This window comes from Streptomyces albofaciens JCM 4342 (assembly GCF_008634025.1).
Taxonomy (GTDB): Bacteria; Actinomycetota; Actinomycetes; order Streptomycetales; family Streptomycetaceae; genus Streptomyces; species Streptomyces albofaciens.
This window is the reverse complement of sequence record NZ_PDCM01000002.1, coordinates 1,733,053-1,749,331: the sequence shown is the minus strand read 5'-3', so window position 1 is coordinate 1,749,331 and position 16,279 is coordinate 1,733,053. Positions and strand designations below refer to the sequence as shown.

General features: G+C 75.6%; 14 protein-coding genes. 7 read left to right on the top strand and 7 right to left on the bottom strand.

Annotation, left to right across the window (positions count from 1 at the left end):
• The first annotated feature begins 113 nt into the window (after nt 1–113).
• Nucleotides 114–1,652 (top strand): carboxylesterase family protein, encoded by a 1,539-nt coding sequence (locus CP973_RS27835; RefSeq protein WP_150246669.1) that lies wholly within the window; start codon nt 114–116, stop codon nt 1,650–1,652.
• A 33-nt stretch (nt 1,653–1,685) separates the two neighbouring features.
• Here the strand turns inward: CP973_RS27835 and CP973_RS27830 are convergent, their stop codons facing one another.
• Nucleotides 1,686–2,429, bottom strand: a complete 744-nt coding sequence (locus CP973_RS27830; protein ID WP_150246668.1) for a hypothetical protein — start codon at nt 2,427–2,429, stop codon at nt 1,686–1,688.
• A gap of 318 nt (nt 2,430–2,747) precedes the next feature.
• Here CP973_RS27830 and ggt point away from each other — a divergent pair, with 318 nt between their 5' ends.
• The 4 genes from ggt (at nt 2,748) to CP973_RS27810 (ending at nt 7,440) form a co-directional block, all read left to right on the top strand.
• A complete protein-coding gene (gene ggt / locus CP973_RS27825) occupies nt 2,748–4,577 on the top strand; it encodes a gamma-glutamyltransferase (RefSeq protein ID WP_150246667.1) in 1,830 nt (609 codons plus the stop codon).
• An 88-nt stretch (nt 4,578–4,665) separates the two neighbouring features.
• Nucleotides 4,666–5,127, top strand: a complete 462-nt coding sequence (locus CP973_RS27820; protein ID WP_150246666.1) for a MarR family winged helix-turn-helix transcriptional regulator — start codon at nt 4,666–4,668, stop codon at nt 5,125–5,127.
• A gap of 67 nt (nt 5,128–5,194) precedes the next feature.
• Nucleotides 5,195–6,793 carry an amidase gene (locus CP973_RS27815; protein WP_150246665.1) on the top strand — a complete coding sequence of 533 codons (1,599 nt, stop codon included), beginning with the start codon at nt 5,195–5,197 and terminating at the stop codon, nt 6,791–6,793.
• Nucleotides 6,790–7,440: a TetR/AcrR family transcriptional regulator gene (locus CP973_RS27810; RefSeq protein ID WP_150246664.1), complete on the top strand. Its 651-nt coding sequence runs from the start codon at nt 6,790–6,792 to the stop codon at nt 7,438–7,440. The genes CP973_RS27815 and CP973_RS27810 overlap by 4 nt, the downstream gene beginning before the upstream one ends.
• On the opposite strand, the gene CP973_RS27805 is transcribed toward CP973_RS27810, so the two are convergent.
• The 4 genes from CP973_RS27805 to fabG all read right to left on the bottom strand — a co-directional run bounded on the left by CP973_RS27805 (nt 7,421) and on the right by fabG (nt 10,895).
• Nucleotides 7,421–7,972, bottom strand: coding sequence for an isochorismatase family protein (locus tag CP973_RS27805; protein ID WP_150246663.1), 552 nt, complete (start codon nt 7,970–7,972; stop codon nt 7,421–7,423). The two genes, CP973_RS27810 and CP973_RS27805, sit on opposite strands and share 20 nt — an antisense overlap.
• Before the next feature lie 10 nt (nt 7,973–7,982).
• Nucleotides 7,983–9,392 carry an MFS transporter gene (locus CP973_RS27800; protein WP_244410268.1) on the bottom strand — a complete coding sequence of 470 codons (1,410 nt, stop codon included), beginning with the start codon at nt 9,390–9,392 and terminating at the stop codon, nt 7,983–7,985.
• Nucleotides 9,393–9,475: 83 nt separating this feature from the next.
• Nucleotides 9,476–9,907, bottom strand: coding sequence for a MarR family winged helix-turn-helix transcriptional regulator (locus tag CP973_RS27795; protein ID WP_150246662.1), 432 nt, complete (start codon nt 9,905–9,907; stop codon nt 9,476–9,478).
• Between the two features lie 283 nt (nt 9,908–10,190).
• Complete coding sequence (gene fabG, locus CP973_RS27790; RefSeq protein WP_150246661.1) at nt 10,191–10,895, bottom strand: 3-oxoacyl-ACP reductase FabG; 705 nt, start codon at nt 10,893–10,895, stop codon at nt 10,191–10,193.
• A gap of 345 nt (nt 10,896–11,240) precedes the next feature.
• Between fabG and CP973_RS27785 the strand changes: the two genes are divergently transcribed.
• On the top strand, nt 11,241–12,137 hold the full coding sequence (locus CP973_RS27785) for an MmyB family transcriptional regulator (protein WP_150246660.1): 897 nt from the start codon (nt 11,241–11,243) through the stop codon (nt 12,135–12,137).
• Here CP973_RS27785 and CP973_RS27780 read toward each other — a convergent pair.
• Both CP973_RS27780 and CP973_RS27775 read right to left on the bottom strand, forming a co-directional pair.
• Nucleotides 12,053–12,988 (bottom strand): MBL fold metallo-hydrolase, encoded by a 936-nt coding sequence (locus tag CP973_RS27780; protein WP_167538525.1) that lies wholly within the window; start codon nt 12,986–12,988, stop codon nt 12,053–12,055. The genes CP973_RS27785 and CP973_RS27780 overlap by 85 nt on opposite strands.
• Nucleotides 12,989–13,243: 255 nt before the next feature.
• Nucleotides 13,244–14,788, bottom strand: coding sequence for an FAD-dependent oxidoreductase (locus CP973_RS27775; protein WP_150246658.1), 1,545 nt, complete (start codon nt 14,786–14,788; stop codon nt 13,244–13,246).
• Between the two features lie 309 nt (nt 14,789–15,097).
• On the opposite strand from CP973_RS27775, the gene CP973_RS27770 reads away from it, so the two are divergent.
• Nucleotides 15,098–16,195, top strand: a complete 1,098-nt coding sequence (locus CP973_RS27770; protein ID WP_208853314.1) for a hypothetical protein — start codon at nt 15,098–15,100, stop codon at nt 16,193–16,195.
• Nucleotides 16,196–16,279 lie beyond the last annotated feature (84 nt).

The window sequence follows — 16,279 nt, the reverse complement described above, 5'->3', positions numbered from 1 at the left end:
CGGGCGGGGTGGGGGCTGCGCGGCGGCAAGGGGCGGCGAGGTGTGCGCGGACGGCGGGCCGTCCCGTAGAACGGGTGCTGCACGGGGGCCGAACCGGACGAAGGGGCTGGACGATGGCCGCAGGACGCGCGTGGTGGCGGACCGTGGAGACCGAGCGGGGGCGGGTGTGCGGCGAACCCGCGCCGGTCGCCGAGGAGGACACGGACGCGCCGCCGGTGGCCGCCTTCCGCGGCATCCCGTACGCGGCCTCACCGGTCGGCGCGCTGCGCTTCGCCCCGCCGCGCCCGCACGAGGGCTGGGCCGGCGTCCGCGACGCGGCGCGCCCGGGGCCCGCCGTACCGCAGGGGCCGTCCCGTCTGGAGCGGGTCATGGGGCGCAGGGCCGTCGACTGGAGCGAGGACGGCTGTCTGACGCTGAATGTCTGGAGTCCGGCCGGCGCGTCGTCCGGTGCCGGGCGGCCCGTGCTGGTGTGGTTCCACGGCGGCGGCTTCACCAGTGGCTCCGGCGGCTGGGACTGGTACGACGGGGCCCGCCTCGCCGCCCTCGGCGACCTGGTCGTGGTCACCGCCAACTACCGCCTGGGGCCGTTCGGTTACCTGTACCTGCCCGAGTCCGGTGTCGGCAACCTCGGCCTCCGGGACCAGGCCGCGGTGCTCCGCTGGGTGCGCGACAACATCGCGGCGTTCGGCGGCGATCCTGATCGCCTCACTGTCGGCGGGCAGTCGGCGGGCGCGTATGCGGCCCTGGCGCTCGCGGTCGCGCCGGAGACCCGTGGGCCGGTGCGGCGGGTCATCGCGCAGAGCGGGCCCTGGGGGCTGCCGCCCCAGGAGCCGGACGCGGCGGCCGAGTCGGCGGCCGCCTTCCTGGACCTGCTCGGGCTGCCGGGGAAGGCGGTGGGCGGCGGCCGGGAACCGGAAGCGCTGCGGGAGTTGCGTACGCTGCCGGCCGAGCGGCTGCTCGCCGCGTACGCCCGCCTGTCGGCGGACCGCGCGCGGCCGGGCCGGGTCGCGCCGCCGATGTACCCGGTGCTCGGCGGCGCGCTGCTGCCCACGGCGCCCCGGCAGGCGGTGGCCGGGGGCGCCCTGGGCGACACCGGGCTGCTGATCGGTACGGTACGGGACGAGATGACCGCGTTCGTCGCCTTCGACGAGCGGGCCCGCGCGCTCACCCGGGACGATGTCCTGCGGATCATGTGCGAGGACGCCGACGCCTTCCGCGGCGGCGACCCCGCCATGGCGGCCCGCGCCTACGACGACCTGGCGCGCCTGTGCCCGGAGGCCTCGCCCGCCGGACTCCTCACCGAGGCGGCCACCGGCTGGCTGTTCCGGGACGGTGTGACCCGCATCGCCGAGCAGCGCGCCGCGCAGGGCGTCCCCGCGTACGTCTACCGCTTCGACCGCTGTCCGGACGGCGACGACGGCACACTGGGCGCCACCCACTGCGCGGAACTGCCCTTCCTCTTCGGGACGTTCGACGCCTTCCCCGACAGCCCGATGCTCGGCCGGCCCGGCACGGACGCCCGCCGCCTGGCGCGGGCCTTCGGCGGCGCGCTCGCGGCCTTCGCCGCCACCGGCACGCCCGCCGGGCCGGGGCTCGCGGACTGGCGGCCGTACCGCGGCGGCCCGGCGCCCGAGGTCATGTACTTCGGCTGACTCACGCCGCCCGGCCCGGCCGCCGCGCGGCGGCTACGCGCCCGCGCGGTGCCCCTTCGGCTCCGGCGGCGCCAGCGCGGCCTTGGTCACGTCCGCGACCAGCTCCACCACGTCGGGCCCGTACGCCTGCGAGTTGACGACCTTGAGCAGCAGGCAGAACTGCCCGTCGGCGCCGTACTTGCGGGCCAGCCGCGTCCGGTTGCGCACCAGGTGCCGCACCGCGGCGCGGTGGGTGACCGGTCGCTGGCCGGCCGCGAGGAACACCGGCCGGCCGCTCTCGACGGCGGTCAGCCGGGCCAGCAGCACGTGCTCCGCCGCGCCGGGCTCCAGCCGGTACGTCGAACCGCCGACGGCGAACGTCCCGCGCCCGATGCCGTGTTCGTCGCCGGGGTGCACGGCGACCCCCGGCAGCAGGTTCGCCATGTGGGCCGCCAGGCGCCGGTGCGCGGTCGGGTCGCCGACGCAGAACTCCGTACGGGCGCCGAAGCCCTGCAACCCGGTGTCGTGTGGCGCCACTTCCGCGTGCGCCCCGCAGTTCTCCACCACCGAGGCCAGGCCGAGCAGCGCCAGCGCGTCGTGCCGCGGGATGCTCCAGTGGGCCGAGGTGCTGTCCCGGTGGGTGACCAGCACGCATTCCGACCCGTCGGGCAGCCCGAAGAAGCTCTGCTCGCGGGTCAGCCCGCGGCGTACCACGGCGGCCCGCGCGGCCCAGCCGCCCGCCGTGCCCACGACGAGGGCGGCCACCGCCACGATCAGGAGGAGCAGGGAGTCGTTCATGGCGGGGGAGCGTAGCGGCTGTCCGGGAGTGTGTTCGAACGCGGGGCGGGCGGCTGGGCGGCCTTGCCCGCATCCGTACGGTCATGGGAGCGGCACCCGCTATGCGGCGCCGTGCCCTCCTTGCACCCCTGCGTAGGCGCACCTTGATGCCCCCTGGAAAGCACCGCGTGCCACACCCCCTGTCCGCCCCTTGCGCACCGCGCGCCACACCCCGTGCACGCCCCTTTCGCGCCCCGCCCTCGCGCCCCCTGTCGCCCCCGTGATCACGCAGGTAGGCTCCGGCCTCTGCCGCCCGCTCAGGCCAGGAGGGAACGCCGTATGACACCGGTCCGCCGACTTTCCGTACTGGGGGTGGTGGCCGCCCTCGCCGGTTCGCTGACCACCGTCCCGGCCGCCGCCCAGTCCCCGGCCGCCGCACCGCCGGCCCCGGCCGGGGCGCCCGCGAAGGCCCCGCCGAAGACGCCGGTCGCGGTCGGCTACGGCGGCGCGGTCTCCAGCGTGGACGCCGACGCCTCGGCCGCCGGCATCGAGGTGCTGCGCAAGGGCGGCAACGCCGTGGACGCGGCCGTCGCCACCGCGGCGGCCCTCGGCGTCACCGAGCCCTACTCGGCCGGCGTCGGGGGCGGCGGCTACTTCGTCTCGTACGACGCCAAGTCCCGCACCGTCCGCACCCTCGACGGCCGCGAGACCGCGCCGCGCAGCGCCGGCAGCGGCCTGTTCCTGGAGAGCGGCAAGCCGGTCCCGTTCGACGAGGCGGTCACCAGCGGGCTGTCCGTCGGCACCCCCGGCACGCCCGCCACCTGGGACACCGCGCTGGACCGGTGGGGCACCCGCTCGCTGCGCGAGGTCCTGAAGCCCGCGGAGAAGCTGGCCCGCGACGGCTTCGAGGTCGACGCGACCTTCCGCGCGCAGACCGCCGCCAACGAGGCCCGCTTCCGCGACTTCCCCGCCACCGCGCGCCTGTTCCTGCCCGGCGGCAAGCTCCCGGCCGTCGGCTCGACCCTGAAGAACCCCGATCTCGCCCGGACGTACAAGGAGTTGGGCGACCGGGGCGTCGACGCCATGTACCACGGGCGGCTCGGCAAGGACGTCGTGCGGACCGTGCGGAAGCCACCGGTGCGGCCCGGCGCCGCCCGCCAGGTACGGCCCGGCGACCTGACGTTCGGCGACCTGCGCTCGTACGAGGTGCGCGGCCAGGCGCCGACCCGGTCCCGGTACCGGGGGCTGGACGTGTACGGCATGGCGCCGTCGTCGTCCGGCGGCACCAGCATCGCCGAGGCGCTCAACATCCTGGAGCACGACGACCTGTCGCAGCTGAGCGAGAAGGACTACCTGCACCGCTACATCGAGGCGAGCCGCATCGCCTTCGCCGACCGGGGGCGCTGGGTGGGCGATCCGGAGTTCGAGGACGTGCCGACCCGGGGCCTGACCTCGCAGCGGTTCGCCGACTCCCGGGCCTGCCTGATCAAGGACGACGCGGTGCTCACCAGCCCGCTGGCGCCCGGCGATCCGCGCCACCCGAAGCCCTGCGCGGCGGGCGGCCGGGCCGCGCCCACCACGTACGAGGGCGAGAACACCACCCATCTGACCGTCGCCGACAAGTGGGGCAACGTCGTCGCCTACACCCTCACCATCGAGCAGACCGGCGGCAGCGGCATCGTCGTACCGGGCCGCGGCTTCCTGCTCAACAACGAGCTGACGGACTTCTCCTTCGCCCCGGCGAACCCGGCCGTGCACGACCCGAACCTGCCCGGTCCCGGCAAGCGGCCGCGGTCCTCGATGTCCCCGACGATCGTGCTGCGGGACGGCCGGCCCGTGGTGGCGCTGGGCTCGCCCGGCGGCGCGACGATCATCACGACCGTGCTGCAGAGCCTGCTGAACCACCTGGACCGCGGGATGCCGCTGGTCGACGCCATCGCGGCGCCCCGCGCCAGCCAGCGCAACGCGGCCGCCACCGAGCTGGAACCCGGCCTGTGGGACAGCCCGGTCCGCGCGCAACTGGAGGCGATCGGCCACCGGTTCACCCGCAACCCGGAGATCGGCGCCGCGACCGGCGTCCAGCGGCTGCCCGGCGGGCGCTGGCTGGCGGCGGCCGAGAAGGTGCGGCGCGGCGGCGGGTCGGCGATGGTCGTACGGCCGCAGGGCTGACCACGGCGCGGGACGGCGGCCCGCCGAACAGGCCGGACCGGGGCGGAACATAAGCGACTTATGTTAAAGATTCGATAGGTTTTTCGTCGTGCACGACGAACCGAACCCCGCCCCGGCCCGCGACCTGGACGTGGACGCCTTCGCCACCGCGATCGAGACCTTCAACCGCTTCTACGCCCGGCTGCCCGTCCCGGAGAAGCTCTCGTTCACGGCGCTGTCGGTGCTCGACACCCTCACCTGCCACGACGGCCCGCTGCGGCTGACCGACCTGACCCGGTCCGAACAGGTCAGCCAGCCCGGCATCACCCAGCTCGTCACCCGGCTGGAGCGCGACGGCCTGGTCGAGCGCCGCCCCGACCCGAGTGACGGGCGGGCCGTCCTCGTCCGCATCACCGAGGCCGGCCGGCGCGCCGGCCGCACCCGCCACGAGGCCCGCACCCGCCACTTGACGCCCCTGGTGGACCGCCTGTCCGGCGAGCAGCGCCGGGCGCTCGCCGACGCGCTGCCGGCCCTGACCCGCCTCGCGGAACTCGGCCGCGGGCACCGTTGAAGCCGCCGCCCGGCCCGGTTACCGTCGAAGACGTTCGTTCGAACGAACAGTCCGGCAAGGGGGTTTCATGGGCCTGCGGGACAACGGCGACGGGAGCGGCGACAACGGCGCCGGCCTCCGGAGCGGCGCCGCCCGGGAGTACGAAGGACTGGCCGAGCAGGCGGCGGCACTGGCGGCCGGCCACGTGGCGTCGGTGGAACTGGTGCGGCGCTCGCTGGCACGCATCGACGCCACCCAGGGCACGGTCAACGCCTTCCGGCGGGTCCGCGCCGGGGCCGCCCTCGCCGAGGCCGCCGCGGCCGACCGGCGCCTGGCGGCGGGGGAGCGGCTGCCGCTGCTCGGCGTGCCGGTCGCCGTCAAGGACGACACCGACGTGGCGGGCGAGCCCACCGCCTTCGGCTGCGCGGGCGAGTTCCCGCCCAAGGCGGCGGACTCCGAGGCCGTACGGCGGCTGCGCGCGGCCGGCGCGGTCATCGTCGGCAAGACCAACGCCTGCGAACTGGGGCAGTGGCCGTTCACCGAGGGGCCCGCGTTCGGCGACACCCGCAACCCCTGGAATCCGGGCCACACACCGGGCGGTTCGTCGGGCGGCTCGGCCGCCGCGGTCGCCGCCGGACTCGTACCGGCCGCCCTCGGCACGGACGGCGCGGGCTCGGTCCGCATCCCCGCCGCCTGGACCCACCTCGTCGGCATCAAGCCGCAGCGCGGCCGCATCTCCACCTGGCCCGACCCGGAGGCCTTCCAGGGCATCACGGTGCTCGGCCCGCTGGCCCGTACGGTCCGGGACGCGGCCCTGCTCCTCGACGCCGCCGCCGGCAGCCACGACGGCGACCTGCACCGGCCGCGCCCCGTCGCGGCCCGCGCGGCGGCCGACCGCGACCCGGGGCGGCTGCGCATCGCCCTCTCGTGGAAGCCGGCCTTCACCGGCACGCCCAAACCGCTCCACCCGGAGGTACGGTCCGCCGTCACCGCTCTCGCCCGTACGCTCGCGGGCCTCGGCCACCACGTCGAGGAGGCCGAACCGGACTACGGGCTGATCGGCCTCGCGTTCGTGCCACGGGCGACGACGGGCGTACGGGAATGGGTGGCGCGGGCACCCGACCGCACGCTGCTGGACCGCCGTACGCGCGGCGCGGCCCGGCTGGGACGTCTGCTCGGCGGCCCCGTGCTGCGCCGGGCGCGGGCGGCCGAGCGGCGCCAGCACCGGCGGGTGGGCGCGCTGTTCGGCCCGTACGACCTGATCCTGACGCCGACCACGGCCGCGCCGCCGCCGCGTATCGGCACGCTCGCGAAGATGAACGGCTGGCAGACGGACCGGGCGATGATCGCAGCGTGCCCGTACGCCTGGCCGTGGAACGTCCTCGGCTGGCCCGGCATCAGCGTGCCCGCCGGATTCACCGCGGGCGGCCTCCCCTTGGGCGCCCAGCTCCTCGGCCCGTCCCACTCGGAACCGCTGCTGATCTCGCTGGCGGCGCAGTTGGAGGGCGAGCTGCGGTGGTACGAGCGGTGGCCCGAGCCGGGGCCGGTGGCCGGGCGGCCGGAGGCGGCGGGCGCAGGGGAGCGCGCGGCGGGTTCCGGGGAATGGCCGGTGCGCGCGCGACGGGGGGAGCCGCGCCCCGCCACGGCGGAGGACCTCGGCGGCGCGGCGGACGCGGTGGGACGGTGACGGCGGCGGAGTCCGGGGCCGCCCGGCCCGGCGACACCCGGCGCTGCATCATCGGCGCCGTGCTGCGCATCATCGGGCGGGACGGTGTCGCCGCCGTCACCAACCGGCGCATCGCGAAGGAGGCCGGTGTCTCGCTGGGTTCGGTGACGTACCACTTCGCGACGCAGCACGACCTGCTGCGGGAGAGCCTGCTGCGGTTCGTCGACGAGGAGACCCGGCGGTTCACCGCGCTGGCCGACGACAGCCGCCTCGACCGGATCGGCCTGGACGAGGCCGCGGCGCTCGTCGGCCAGGTCGCGGGCGGCACGGACTTCGACAGCGAGCACATCGCGCCGTTCGAACTGTACGTCCAGGCCGGGCGCGACGAGCGGCTGCGGACCGCGGCGGCCGAGTGCTTCGCCGCGTACGACCGGCTGGCGGCCCGCATCCTGACGGCGCTGGGCGTCGCGGACGCCGAGCGGCTGGCCGGCACCGTGGTCGCCCTGGTGACGGGGCAGCAGCTGCGGCGCCTGGCCACCGGCGCGTCCGCCGCGGACCTGGTCGACGCGCTGCTGCTCCTGGCCAGGGGCGCGGCCCCGGTGGCCGCCGGCCCGCCCGGTGTGCCCGCGCCCCCGCCTCCCGGTCCGGTCAGCCCAGCAGGCCGATGACCGTCTCCGCCGGGCCGGTCTCGCCCAGCCGGGGGAAGATCTTCTCCAGGCTGCGGCGGTGCGCCTCCTCGTCCATGTCGGTCACCGCGTCCGTGGCCACGGTGACGTGGTAACCGTGCTCGTGGGCGGCGCGCGCGGTGGACTCCACGCCGATGCTCGTCGCGATGCCCGCCAGGACGATCTGCGTGACGCCCCGGCGGCGCAGCTCCGCGTCGAGGCCGGTGCCGTGGAAGGCGCCCCAGGTCCGCTTGGTGACGGTGATGTCCGTGGGCTGCCGGTCGAGTTCCGGCACCAGCTCCGCCCAGTCGGCCGGCGGCGTGCCCCCGGGCCGCCCGGCCTCCGTACGGCCCGGGGCGCCGCCCGCGACGTTGACGAGCACGACCGGCAGGTCCCGCGCGCGGAAGGCCGCGGCGAGCCGCGCGGAGCGCCCGACGATCTCAGCGGCGGGGTGGACGGTCGGCAGTGCGGTGATGCCCTTCTGAAGGTCGATCAGAACCAGGGCGGTGGTGGGGTCGAGTGTGGTGACGGGCATGGGCTTGCTCCTAGTGGTGGGTGCGGGTGGGGGACGTGTTCCCGGCGGGGCGTGCGGTCGCCGGAGGCTGCGCGGGTGCGGGGGCCCGGGGGCGCAACGCGCGGTCCGCGGCCGTCAGTACGAGCAGCAGTACGCCGAGGACGAGCCCCACGACGGCGATCTCGTGCAGCCCCGCGTCCGTGGCCCGCTGCCCGTACAGCAGCCCGATCAGGCTCGAAGCGACGATCGCGCCGAGGTACTGCGCGGTGCGCTGGAACCCGGCCGCCGCACCGATGCCGTCGGCCGGCGCCTGCGCGTAGACCGCGGCCTGGTTGCCCGTGGAGGCGAGGCCCTGGGGGATGCCGAAGAGGGCTCCGGCGAGCAGCAGGAGAGCCGGCGGCGTGCCACCGCCCAGCAGCAGGCAGACGCCGCTGCCGATGGCGAGGCACACCGCGGCGGCCATCAGCGGGGCCCGGATGCCCTTCGTACGGGCACCGGCGAGGGAGCACACGGCGGCCGCCCCGGACATCGGCAGCATGATCAGCCCGGCGTGGAAGGCGCTGTAGCCGTGCCCTTCCTCCAGCCACTGGCTGTATCCGTACAGCACGCAGTAGATGACGAGGTAGGCCAGCCCGTGCCGGAGATAGGTGCGCAGCAGCGCGCCGTTGCGGGCGAGCATCCGCAGGTCCAGGAACGGTGCGGGGTGGCGCAGCTGCCACCACGTCAGGACGGCGGTGAGCGCGGTGGTCGGCGCCAGCAGCAGCCATCGGGGATGTGCGAGGTCCAGCAGGAAGAACATCGCGACGGTGAGGGTGGCGGCGAACAGGGCGATGCCCAGCGGATCGACGGACCCCGCGGGAGATGCTGTACGGGCCGTCGTACGCGCCGAACCGGCACGCCCGTCCGCGGGCAGCCAGGCCAGGGCGCAGGCGAGGGCGGCGAGGGCGAGGGGGACGTTCACCGCGAAGACCGCGCGCCAGCCCGCGGTCGCCGCCAGCAGCCCGCCGAGCGCGGGGCCCACCGCGGCGCTGCCCAGGGCGGCCAGGGACAGCCGCCCCAGTACGGCGCGCGGTGTGCCGCGGCCCACCCGTTCCGCCTCGGCGCGCAGGATCGCCATCGCGGCCGGGTACGCCGCCGAGGTGCCGATGCCCAGGACGACGCGGGAGACGGTCAGCAGGGGGAAGGCGGGTGCGAGCGCGCCGGTCAGGCCGGCGGCGAGCACCGTCACCAGCCCCGCGACGAAGACCCGGCGCGGACCGAGCCGGTCGGCCAGCCGGCCCATGGAGGGCTGGGCGACCGCGCTGGCCAGGTACATGGCGGAGACGAGCCAGGCGGTGTCGGCGGCGCCGACGTGGAAGTCCCGGGCGATGGCCACCAGCGAGGTGGCGATCATCGTCGAGTTGACCGGGTTGAGCACCGAGCCGAGCAGCAACGGCGCCATCAGCCGGGCCCCGAAGCCCCGCTCACCGTTCCCCGGCACGGGTGCGGCGGAGTCCCTTCCGTCCGCCGCCGTTTCCCCGGCCCTCATTCCTGTATCAGCCGCTTCAGCAGCGCGGTGGCTTCGGCCAGGGTGTCCTGTTCGGCCGGGTCGAGGCGTTCGGCGATGGCGACGGCGAGCCAGTTGTTCTTGGCCTGCCGGGTCTCGGCGAGCACCCGCCGCCCCTCCTCGGTGAAGGAGAAGACGACCTGCCGGCCGTCGGTCGGATGCGGGCTCCGTCGCAGGATTCCCTGTTCCTCCAGGGCGCCGACGGTCATCCGCATCGACTGCGGCCGTACGTGTTCCGCGCGGGCCAGCGCCGCGATGGTGGTGGGTCCCCCGGCGTCGATACGGGCGATCGCCGCACGCTGCGAGGCGGTGAGCCCGCCGGCGTGCGAGACGGCGCGCAACTGGCGCATGAGGAGGCTCACGGTGGCGCCCAGGTCGGTCGCCAGGTGGTGCGGATCCTTTTCGGGCATGGCGGCAGCCTAGGATCACGACAGGTGAACTTGCAAGTTTGCCTGTCGATTTCCGGGTGGGTCCTGGCCGCGCCCTCATGCGTGACCCGCCCCGGAAAACGTCAAAGCCTGTGAGGCGCCATGACTCGGCGCCTCACAGGCTTCCGTTCCCCCGGTGGGCGAGCGCCTGACCCCCGTTCAAGCGCTCACCCGACCGCCCGTGAGGGGGTGGGGTGTCTTCGCCCACGCCCCCGGGAGTGAGGGCGTGGGAGGCGGGGAGTGGTGCGGACCGTGCGGCGTGGGCTCAGTGGCCCATGCCCGCGCCGCCGTCGACCGGGATGACGGCGCCGGTGATGTACGCCGCTTCCTCGCCGGCGAGGAAGCGCACCGCGGCGGCGATGTCCTCGGGGCGGGCGGCCTTGCGCAGCGGGATCTCCTCCAGCATGGCGTCCAGGCGGTCCTGCGGGAGCGCCGCGGTCATGTCGGTCTCGGTGAGACCGGGGGCGACCACGTTGGCGGTGATGCCGCGCGAGCCCAGTTCGCGGGCGATGGAGCGGGCGAGGCCGACCAGGCCGGCCTTGGCCGCCGCGTAGTTCGCCTGGCCCGCCTCGCCGCGCAGGCCGACGGTCGAGCCGATGAAGATCATGCGGCCCTTGCGGGCCCGCAGCATGCCGCGGGCGGCGCGCTTGGCCACCCGGTAGGCGGCGGTGAGGTTGGTGCCCACCACGTCGCCGAAGTCGTCCTCGGACGTCCGCATCAGCAGCGCGTCGCGGGTGATGCCCGCGTTGGCCACCAGCACCTCGACCGGGCCGTGCGCCTCCTCGATCCGCCGGAACGCCGCCTCGACCTGCTCCGGGTCGGTGATGTCGCACTTGACGCCCAGGACGCCGGCGGGCGGCTCGCCCGAGCGGTACGTGACGGCGACCTTGTCGCCGTCGGCGGCCATGGCCCGCGCGATCGCCAGCCCGATGCCTCGGTTGCCACCGGTGATGAAGACGCTGCGGCTCATGGGTCCCTCTCGGTTGCTGCTGGTGTGCCCGGCTGTGCCGGTGGCACGGCGGCGGGGCGTCGGCGGGTGCCGTGCGGGCCCTGCCGCGGTCAGTCACTCTGGCACAGACCGGTCGGGTGTTCCCGTCCGCCGCCGGTCACGCACGGTGACCGGTACTGGGAGTTCCGGTAGGCGGGGTGCCGCTCCGGCCCGGGAAATGCGGGGGATGTGGATTTTGGGGTGATTCACGAGGTCGGCCGGTGGTCGGCGGCGGCCGGAGGGCTCGTTCGGTGCGTAGCGAAGTGGCGATAAAGTCGGCCGTAACTTTTCGATCCTTTTACCGAACCGGAGGGAGTTGGGTGCCGAATGTCCCGTAATCAGCGGCTCGGCGACTTCCTGCGCGACTGGCGCGGCCCGCGGGACCCCAACCAGGTACCGGGTTTCACCGCGAAATTCGGCCACCGGGACCGGCTCGGTATCACGCAGGCCGAGATGGCGGTGCTCACCGGCGTCACCGAGGGCTGGTACCGCAGGCTGGAGTCCGGCCGGATCGAGCGGCCGAAGAGCGAGTGGCTGGAGCGCATCGTGCGCATCCTCGACCTCGACGAGGCACAGCGGCACACCCTCTTCGTGTACGCGCGGGGACAGGTGCCACCGCCCCTCTACCGCCCCTCCGGCGCGGTGGACCCCTCGACGTCCGCGCTCATCCAGGTGCAGCCCTGGCCCGCGTACCTGTCCGACTCGGCGTGGGACGTGCTGCTGTACAACGCGGCCTGCGAGAAGGACTGGCCGTGGATGAAGCACGGCATCAACGTCATGATCTGGGCCCTGACGTACCCGGAGGCCCGCCTCCAGCTGATCAACTGGGAGGAGGACTGGGCCAAGCCGATGGCGTCCCAGCTGCGCCTGGCCGCCGCCGAGCAGCCGGAGAACCGCAGGCTGGCGGAGGTGGTCGCGGAGATCAAGGAGCGCGACCGGGTCGCCGCCCGGCTGCTCACCGACGATCTGACGACGGTCACCCACCCGGACGGCGACCGGCGCTGGCTGTACCTGCCCGGCCACGGTGACGAGGAGTTCGAGGTCACCTTCCGCTGCTTCGCGCCGCTCAGCGACCGTACGCAGCGGCTGATGCTGGTGGTGCCGTCGGACCACCCGGCGGCGGGCCTCCCCGCGTCCGGCTACCCGGCGGCCGCCAGCCGGGCCATGCCCTCGACCAGCTCGAACGTGGTGGACGGTACGTCCGGCACGCCCGCCTCCCGGTAGGCCGCCGCGACCGCGGTGAACAGCCGCTCGGGGTGCGCCAGGTCGCCCGCGTGCGCGGCCTTGACCAGGCGGGCCGCCTCGTCCAGCGCCGTGCCCTCGCGGGCGTGCGCGGTGGCCGTCTCGAATATCCGGGACAGCTCGTCGCGGAACCGCGTCAGCCCCGCCCGGTCCGTCAGCCCCCCGTGGCCGGGTACGAAGGTGGTGGCGCCGGTGGCCAGCAGGGTGTCGCAGGCCGTGACGCACGAGGAGAGCGAGCCCGACCAGACGATCATGTGGCCGCCGCGGAACAGGGCGTCGCCGGTGAACACCACACCGTCCTCGGGCACGTGCAGCGCGACATCGCCCGCGCTGTGCCCGGGGCCGAGGTCCAGCAGGCGCACCGCCGTACGGCCGACGGTCAGCTCCAGGCTGCCGGTGAAGGTCCGGGTCGGTCCGGTGAGGGTGATGCCGCCGAAGTCGAAACCGCCGAAGTGCTCGACGGCGTAGGCCGCGACCGCGGTGGCCGGCTCGCCGCGGCTGAGGGCCGACAGCGCCTCCGGCGTCATCTCCTGGCACCGGTGCGCGGCGGACGCCTCGGACGTGATGATCTCCGCGTCCCCGACCAGCTCGTTGCCCCATGTGTGGTCGCCGTTCTGGTGGCTGTTGACCACGGTGGTGATCGTCGCGTCCGGTACCGCGCCGGCGATCGCGGCCAGTAGCTGCCGGGTGCCCTCCAAGGTGAACTGGGTGTCCATCAGGAGCGCTTCGCCGTCGGACGCGACCAGACCGCAGTTGCTGTAACCCCAGGCGGTGCTGTCGTGCGTCCACGCCCAGGTGGTCGGGGAGAGCGGGACGAGGCGGGGCGTGGTCAAGGAAGAGGTCCATTCTCTCGGGCGGCTCCGCTGCCGCCGGACGGCACGGCGTACGGACCCGGCGGTGAACCCCACGGGAACGGTCGCCCGGTTCCGCAAGAGGCCAATGTACTCACCAACGGTCCGGACCACGCACACCGGACCACCCGTACCGGACCGCCCACATCGGACCACCCGTACCGGACCACCCGCACCGGGCCGCCCGTACCGGGGCCGTCCACGCCCGGCCGAGCGGCCCGGCCGGGCCCGGAGCCGCTACTCCACCTCCCGCCGCTCCAGCGGCTCCGTGGCCGGACCCTGGAGCACCGAGCCGTCCGGCGCGAAGCGGGAGCCGTGGCACGGGCACTCCCACGCCTTCTCCGTCGCGTTGAACGCGACCAGACAGCCCAGGTGGGTGCAGCGCGCCGACACGGCCAGGGTGGTCCCGTCCTCGTCCCGGTGGACCGCGCAGCGCCTGCCGCGCACCCGGACGATCGCGCCGGAGCCGGGCGCGATCTCCGCCACCGAGTCGGCGTGCGTCGTCCGCAGCCGGTCGCCGATGAAGTGCCGGCCGACCTCGGCCTGGTGCTTGAGGAAGGCGGGCGCCTCGCGGACGGCGCTCCACAGCCGGCGGGGGTCGTACAGGCCCGCCCACGGCGGCGGGTCCCCGGTGATCAGGCCGGTCAGCAGGCGCCCGGCGGCCACGCCGCCGCTCAGGCCCCAGCCGCCGAACCCGGTGGCGACATAGGTGTGGCGGGCGGCCGGGTGGAACGGCCCGATCAGCGGAACGGTGTCGGTGGCGTCGTTGTCCTGGGTCGCCCAGCGGTACGCCACCTCCGTGCCGGGGAAGTGCCGGTGCATCCAGGCGGTCAGCCGCGCGAACTTCTCGCCGGCGTCCGCCGTGCCCGGCTTGAAGGTCTCGCCCGTGACGATCAGCAGCCGGCGCCCGTCGCCGTACGGGGCGGTGCGCACCGACCGCTTGCCCTCCTCCTCCGTGATGAACATCCCGCCGGGGTCGCGGGCGGCGTCCACGGGGGCGGCCACCACGACCTCCCGGCGCGGCGACAGCCGGGTGAACAGCAGGGCGCGGTCGAAGACCGGGTAGTGGGTGGCGACCACCACGTCCCGGGAGGTGACGGTGGCGCCCGACTCGGTCGTCACGCGGCAGGGCGAGCCCTCGTGCAGGCCGGTCGCGCGGGTGCGCTCGTGGATGACGCCGCCGCGGGAGCGGAAGTCCTCCGCCAGCGCGAGCAGGTACGCGCGCGGGTGGAACTGGGCCTGGTCCTCGACCCGCACCGCGCCGGCCACGGGGAACGGCAGCCCGGTCCCGGTCACGAACGAAGCCGGCAGCCCGGCCTCGCGCGCCGCCTCCGCCTCCGCGCGCAGCTGTCCGGCGCTCGCCGGGTCCCGTACATAGGTGAACGCCGGGCCGCGTTCGAGGTCGCAGTCGACGCCCAGCAGGTCCGCGATCTCGACGACGCGCTCGACGGCGGCCTGCTGGGACTCGGCGTACCGGCGGGCCCCCTCGGCGCCACGGGTGCGGCGCAGCCGGTCGTAGACCAGGGTGTGCAGGGACGAGAGCTTCGCGGTCGTGCAGCCGGTGACCCCGGCGGCGATCCGGTCCGCCTCCAGCACGACGACCCGGCGCCCGGCCCGGGCCAGCTCCCAGGCCGTGCTCAGCCCGGCGATCCCGCCGCCGATCACCGTCACATCGGCCTCGGCGTCCTCGGTGAGCGGCGGATAGGACGTGCCGGGCGTTGTCGCGATCCAGTACGACTCGTACGACTCGTCCGGACCGGACGCTCCATCGTTGTTGGTCATGCGACACCGGGTGCCCCGCACGGCCGTCCCGAAGCCCGTCCCCGCCCCGGCTCCCCCGGACGGGCCTGCGGCCGGGGAGCCGGGGCGGGGCGCCACGAAGATCGTGACGGCGCACCGAAGCGTCTCGGCCATGTCCGCGGCCCGGGGCCCGCCACCGGCAACGGCGGGTGGCCGCTGCTCCGGCCGCCCGGGAGGCCCGGAGAACCGCGCGGAGAACGGGTGCAATCGAGGCCGAAACCCGGCTGGTGCCGCCTGCGCGTCGGGCGTGAGGTGGGAACGGACGGGGAGCGGGGGAGGGGAGAGGGGAACGTGACGGCGGACCAACGCGAAGCGCCGGTGGCGGAGTTCGCGCGGTTCCTGCGCGGGCTGACGCGGATGCTCGACGAGACGGCCGGGTGGTACGCCGTTTTCGCCCTCCGTGACCCCGAGGGCCTGCGGGCCTGTCTCGACGGTGCGGACGTGCCGCCCTGGGACGTGGTGGAGTCGCTGCTGCACGACCTCGCGGGCCGGCGCGGCGAGCACGCCGTGCGCACCGCCGGGCCGCGGGCGCGCCGGCTCCACGCGGCGGCGGTCGCGGCGTACGACGCCCGGCCGGGCGCCCCCGCGCGCCTCGGGGACCGGCTGGACACGATGCTCCGCGAACGGCAGTACGCGGCGCTGCGCGAACGGGAGTTGCGGGCCGCCCTGCTGGCGGCCGCGGGCGGCCCCGACGCGGCGCGGCTGGCGGACGAACTGGCCTGGGCCCGCGACGACCACGTACGGTCCGGTGCGCGGGCCCGCGAACTCCAGGGGCGCCTCGACGCACTGGCCAGCGCGGCGGTGGACCGCCGCTCGCCGGACGGTGCCACCCCTCCCGGCGCGGCGGCACCCGGCGGCGCCCCCGGCCGGCACCCCGCGCCCACCAACGCCACCCGCCTGGCCCGGCTCCGGGCCGCCGGGCGGGGCGGCGAGGCGCACGCCCTGCTGTGTGCCGCCGCCCACGCGCATCCTGCTGAACTGCCACAGGTAATAGGCGAGTTGGAGAGTGCAGGCCTGGCGGACGAGGTGCCGACGCTGCTCTGGGAAGTGGCCTGTCTGCCGCCCGCCCGGCTCGCCGCTGCCGCCGACGCGCTGACCGCCGCGGGGCGCACCGCCGAGAGCGTGCGGCTGCTGCGCCAGGGCGTCGCCCGGCCCCTCGGGGAAGTGGCGCACACGGCGCTGGCGCTGCTCGGCGCGGGCCGCCCGGCCGAGGCCCGCGAACTGTTCGCGGCGCTCGTCCGGGCCCGTACACCCGAGGAGGCCGTGGCGGCGACCGCGAGCGCGCCGGGCGAGCTGGTCCCGCTGCTCCTGGACGCCGCCGCCGGTGTCTCGCCGCACCGCCACCGCGACATCACCCACGCCCTGCGGGCCGGCGGCGCGGGCTTCTGACCGCGCGCCGGGCCCGTGCCCCTCCGGCCGCCTCCGGCGCCGCCCGCCGCCGTACGGGAGACGGTCTTGCCTCGCCGCTGCACG

Excerpts from the sequence above, each read along its gene's own strand:
- CP973_RS27785 (WP_150246660.1), top strand. The coding sequence starts at position 11,241 with ATGTCCCGTAATCAGCGGCTCGGCGACTTCCTGCGCGACTGGCGCGGC.
- CP973_RS27830 (WP_150246668.1), bottom strand. The coding sequence starts at position 2,429 with ATGAACGACTCCCTGCTCCTCCTGATCGTGGCGGTGGCCGCCCTCGTC.
- CP973_RS27835 (WP_150246669.1), top strand. The coding sequence starts at position 114 with ATGGCCGCAGGACGCGCGTGGTGGCGGACCGTGGAGACCGAGCGGGGG.
- CP973_RS27805 (WP_150246663.1), bottom strand. The coding sequence starts at position 7,972 with ATGCCCGTCACCACACTCGACCCCACCACCGCCCTGGTTCTGATCGAC.
- CP973_RS27795 (WP_150246662.1), bottom strand. The coding sequence starts at position 9,907 with ATGCCCGAAAAGGATCCGCACCACCTGGCGACCGACCTGGGCGCCACC.
- CP973_RS27815 (WP_150246665.1), top strand. The coding sequence starts at position 5,195 with ATGGGCCTGCGGGACAACGGCGACGGGAGCGGCGACAACGGCGCCGGC.
- fabG (WP_150246661.1), bottom strand. The coding sequence starts at position 10,895 with ATGAGCCGCAGCGTCTTCATCACCGGTGGCAACCGAGGCATCGGGCTG.
- ggt (WP_150246667.1), top strand. The coding sequence starts at position 2,748 with ATGACACCGGTCCGCCGACTTTCCGTACTGGGGGTGGTGGCCGCCCTC.
- CP973_RS27775 (WP_150246658.1), bottom strand. The coding sequence starts at position 14,788 with ATGACCAACAACGATGGAGCGTCCGGTCCGGACGAGTCGTACGAGTCG.
- CP973_RS27800 (WP_244410268.1), bottom strand. The coding sequence starts at position 9,392 with ATGGCGCCGTTGCTGCTCGGCTCGGTGCTCAACCCGGTCAACTCGACG.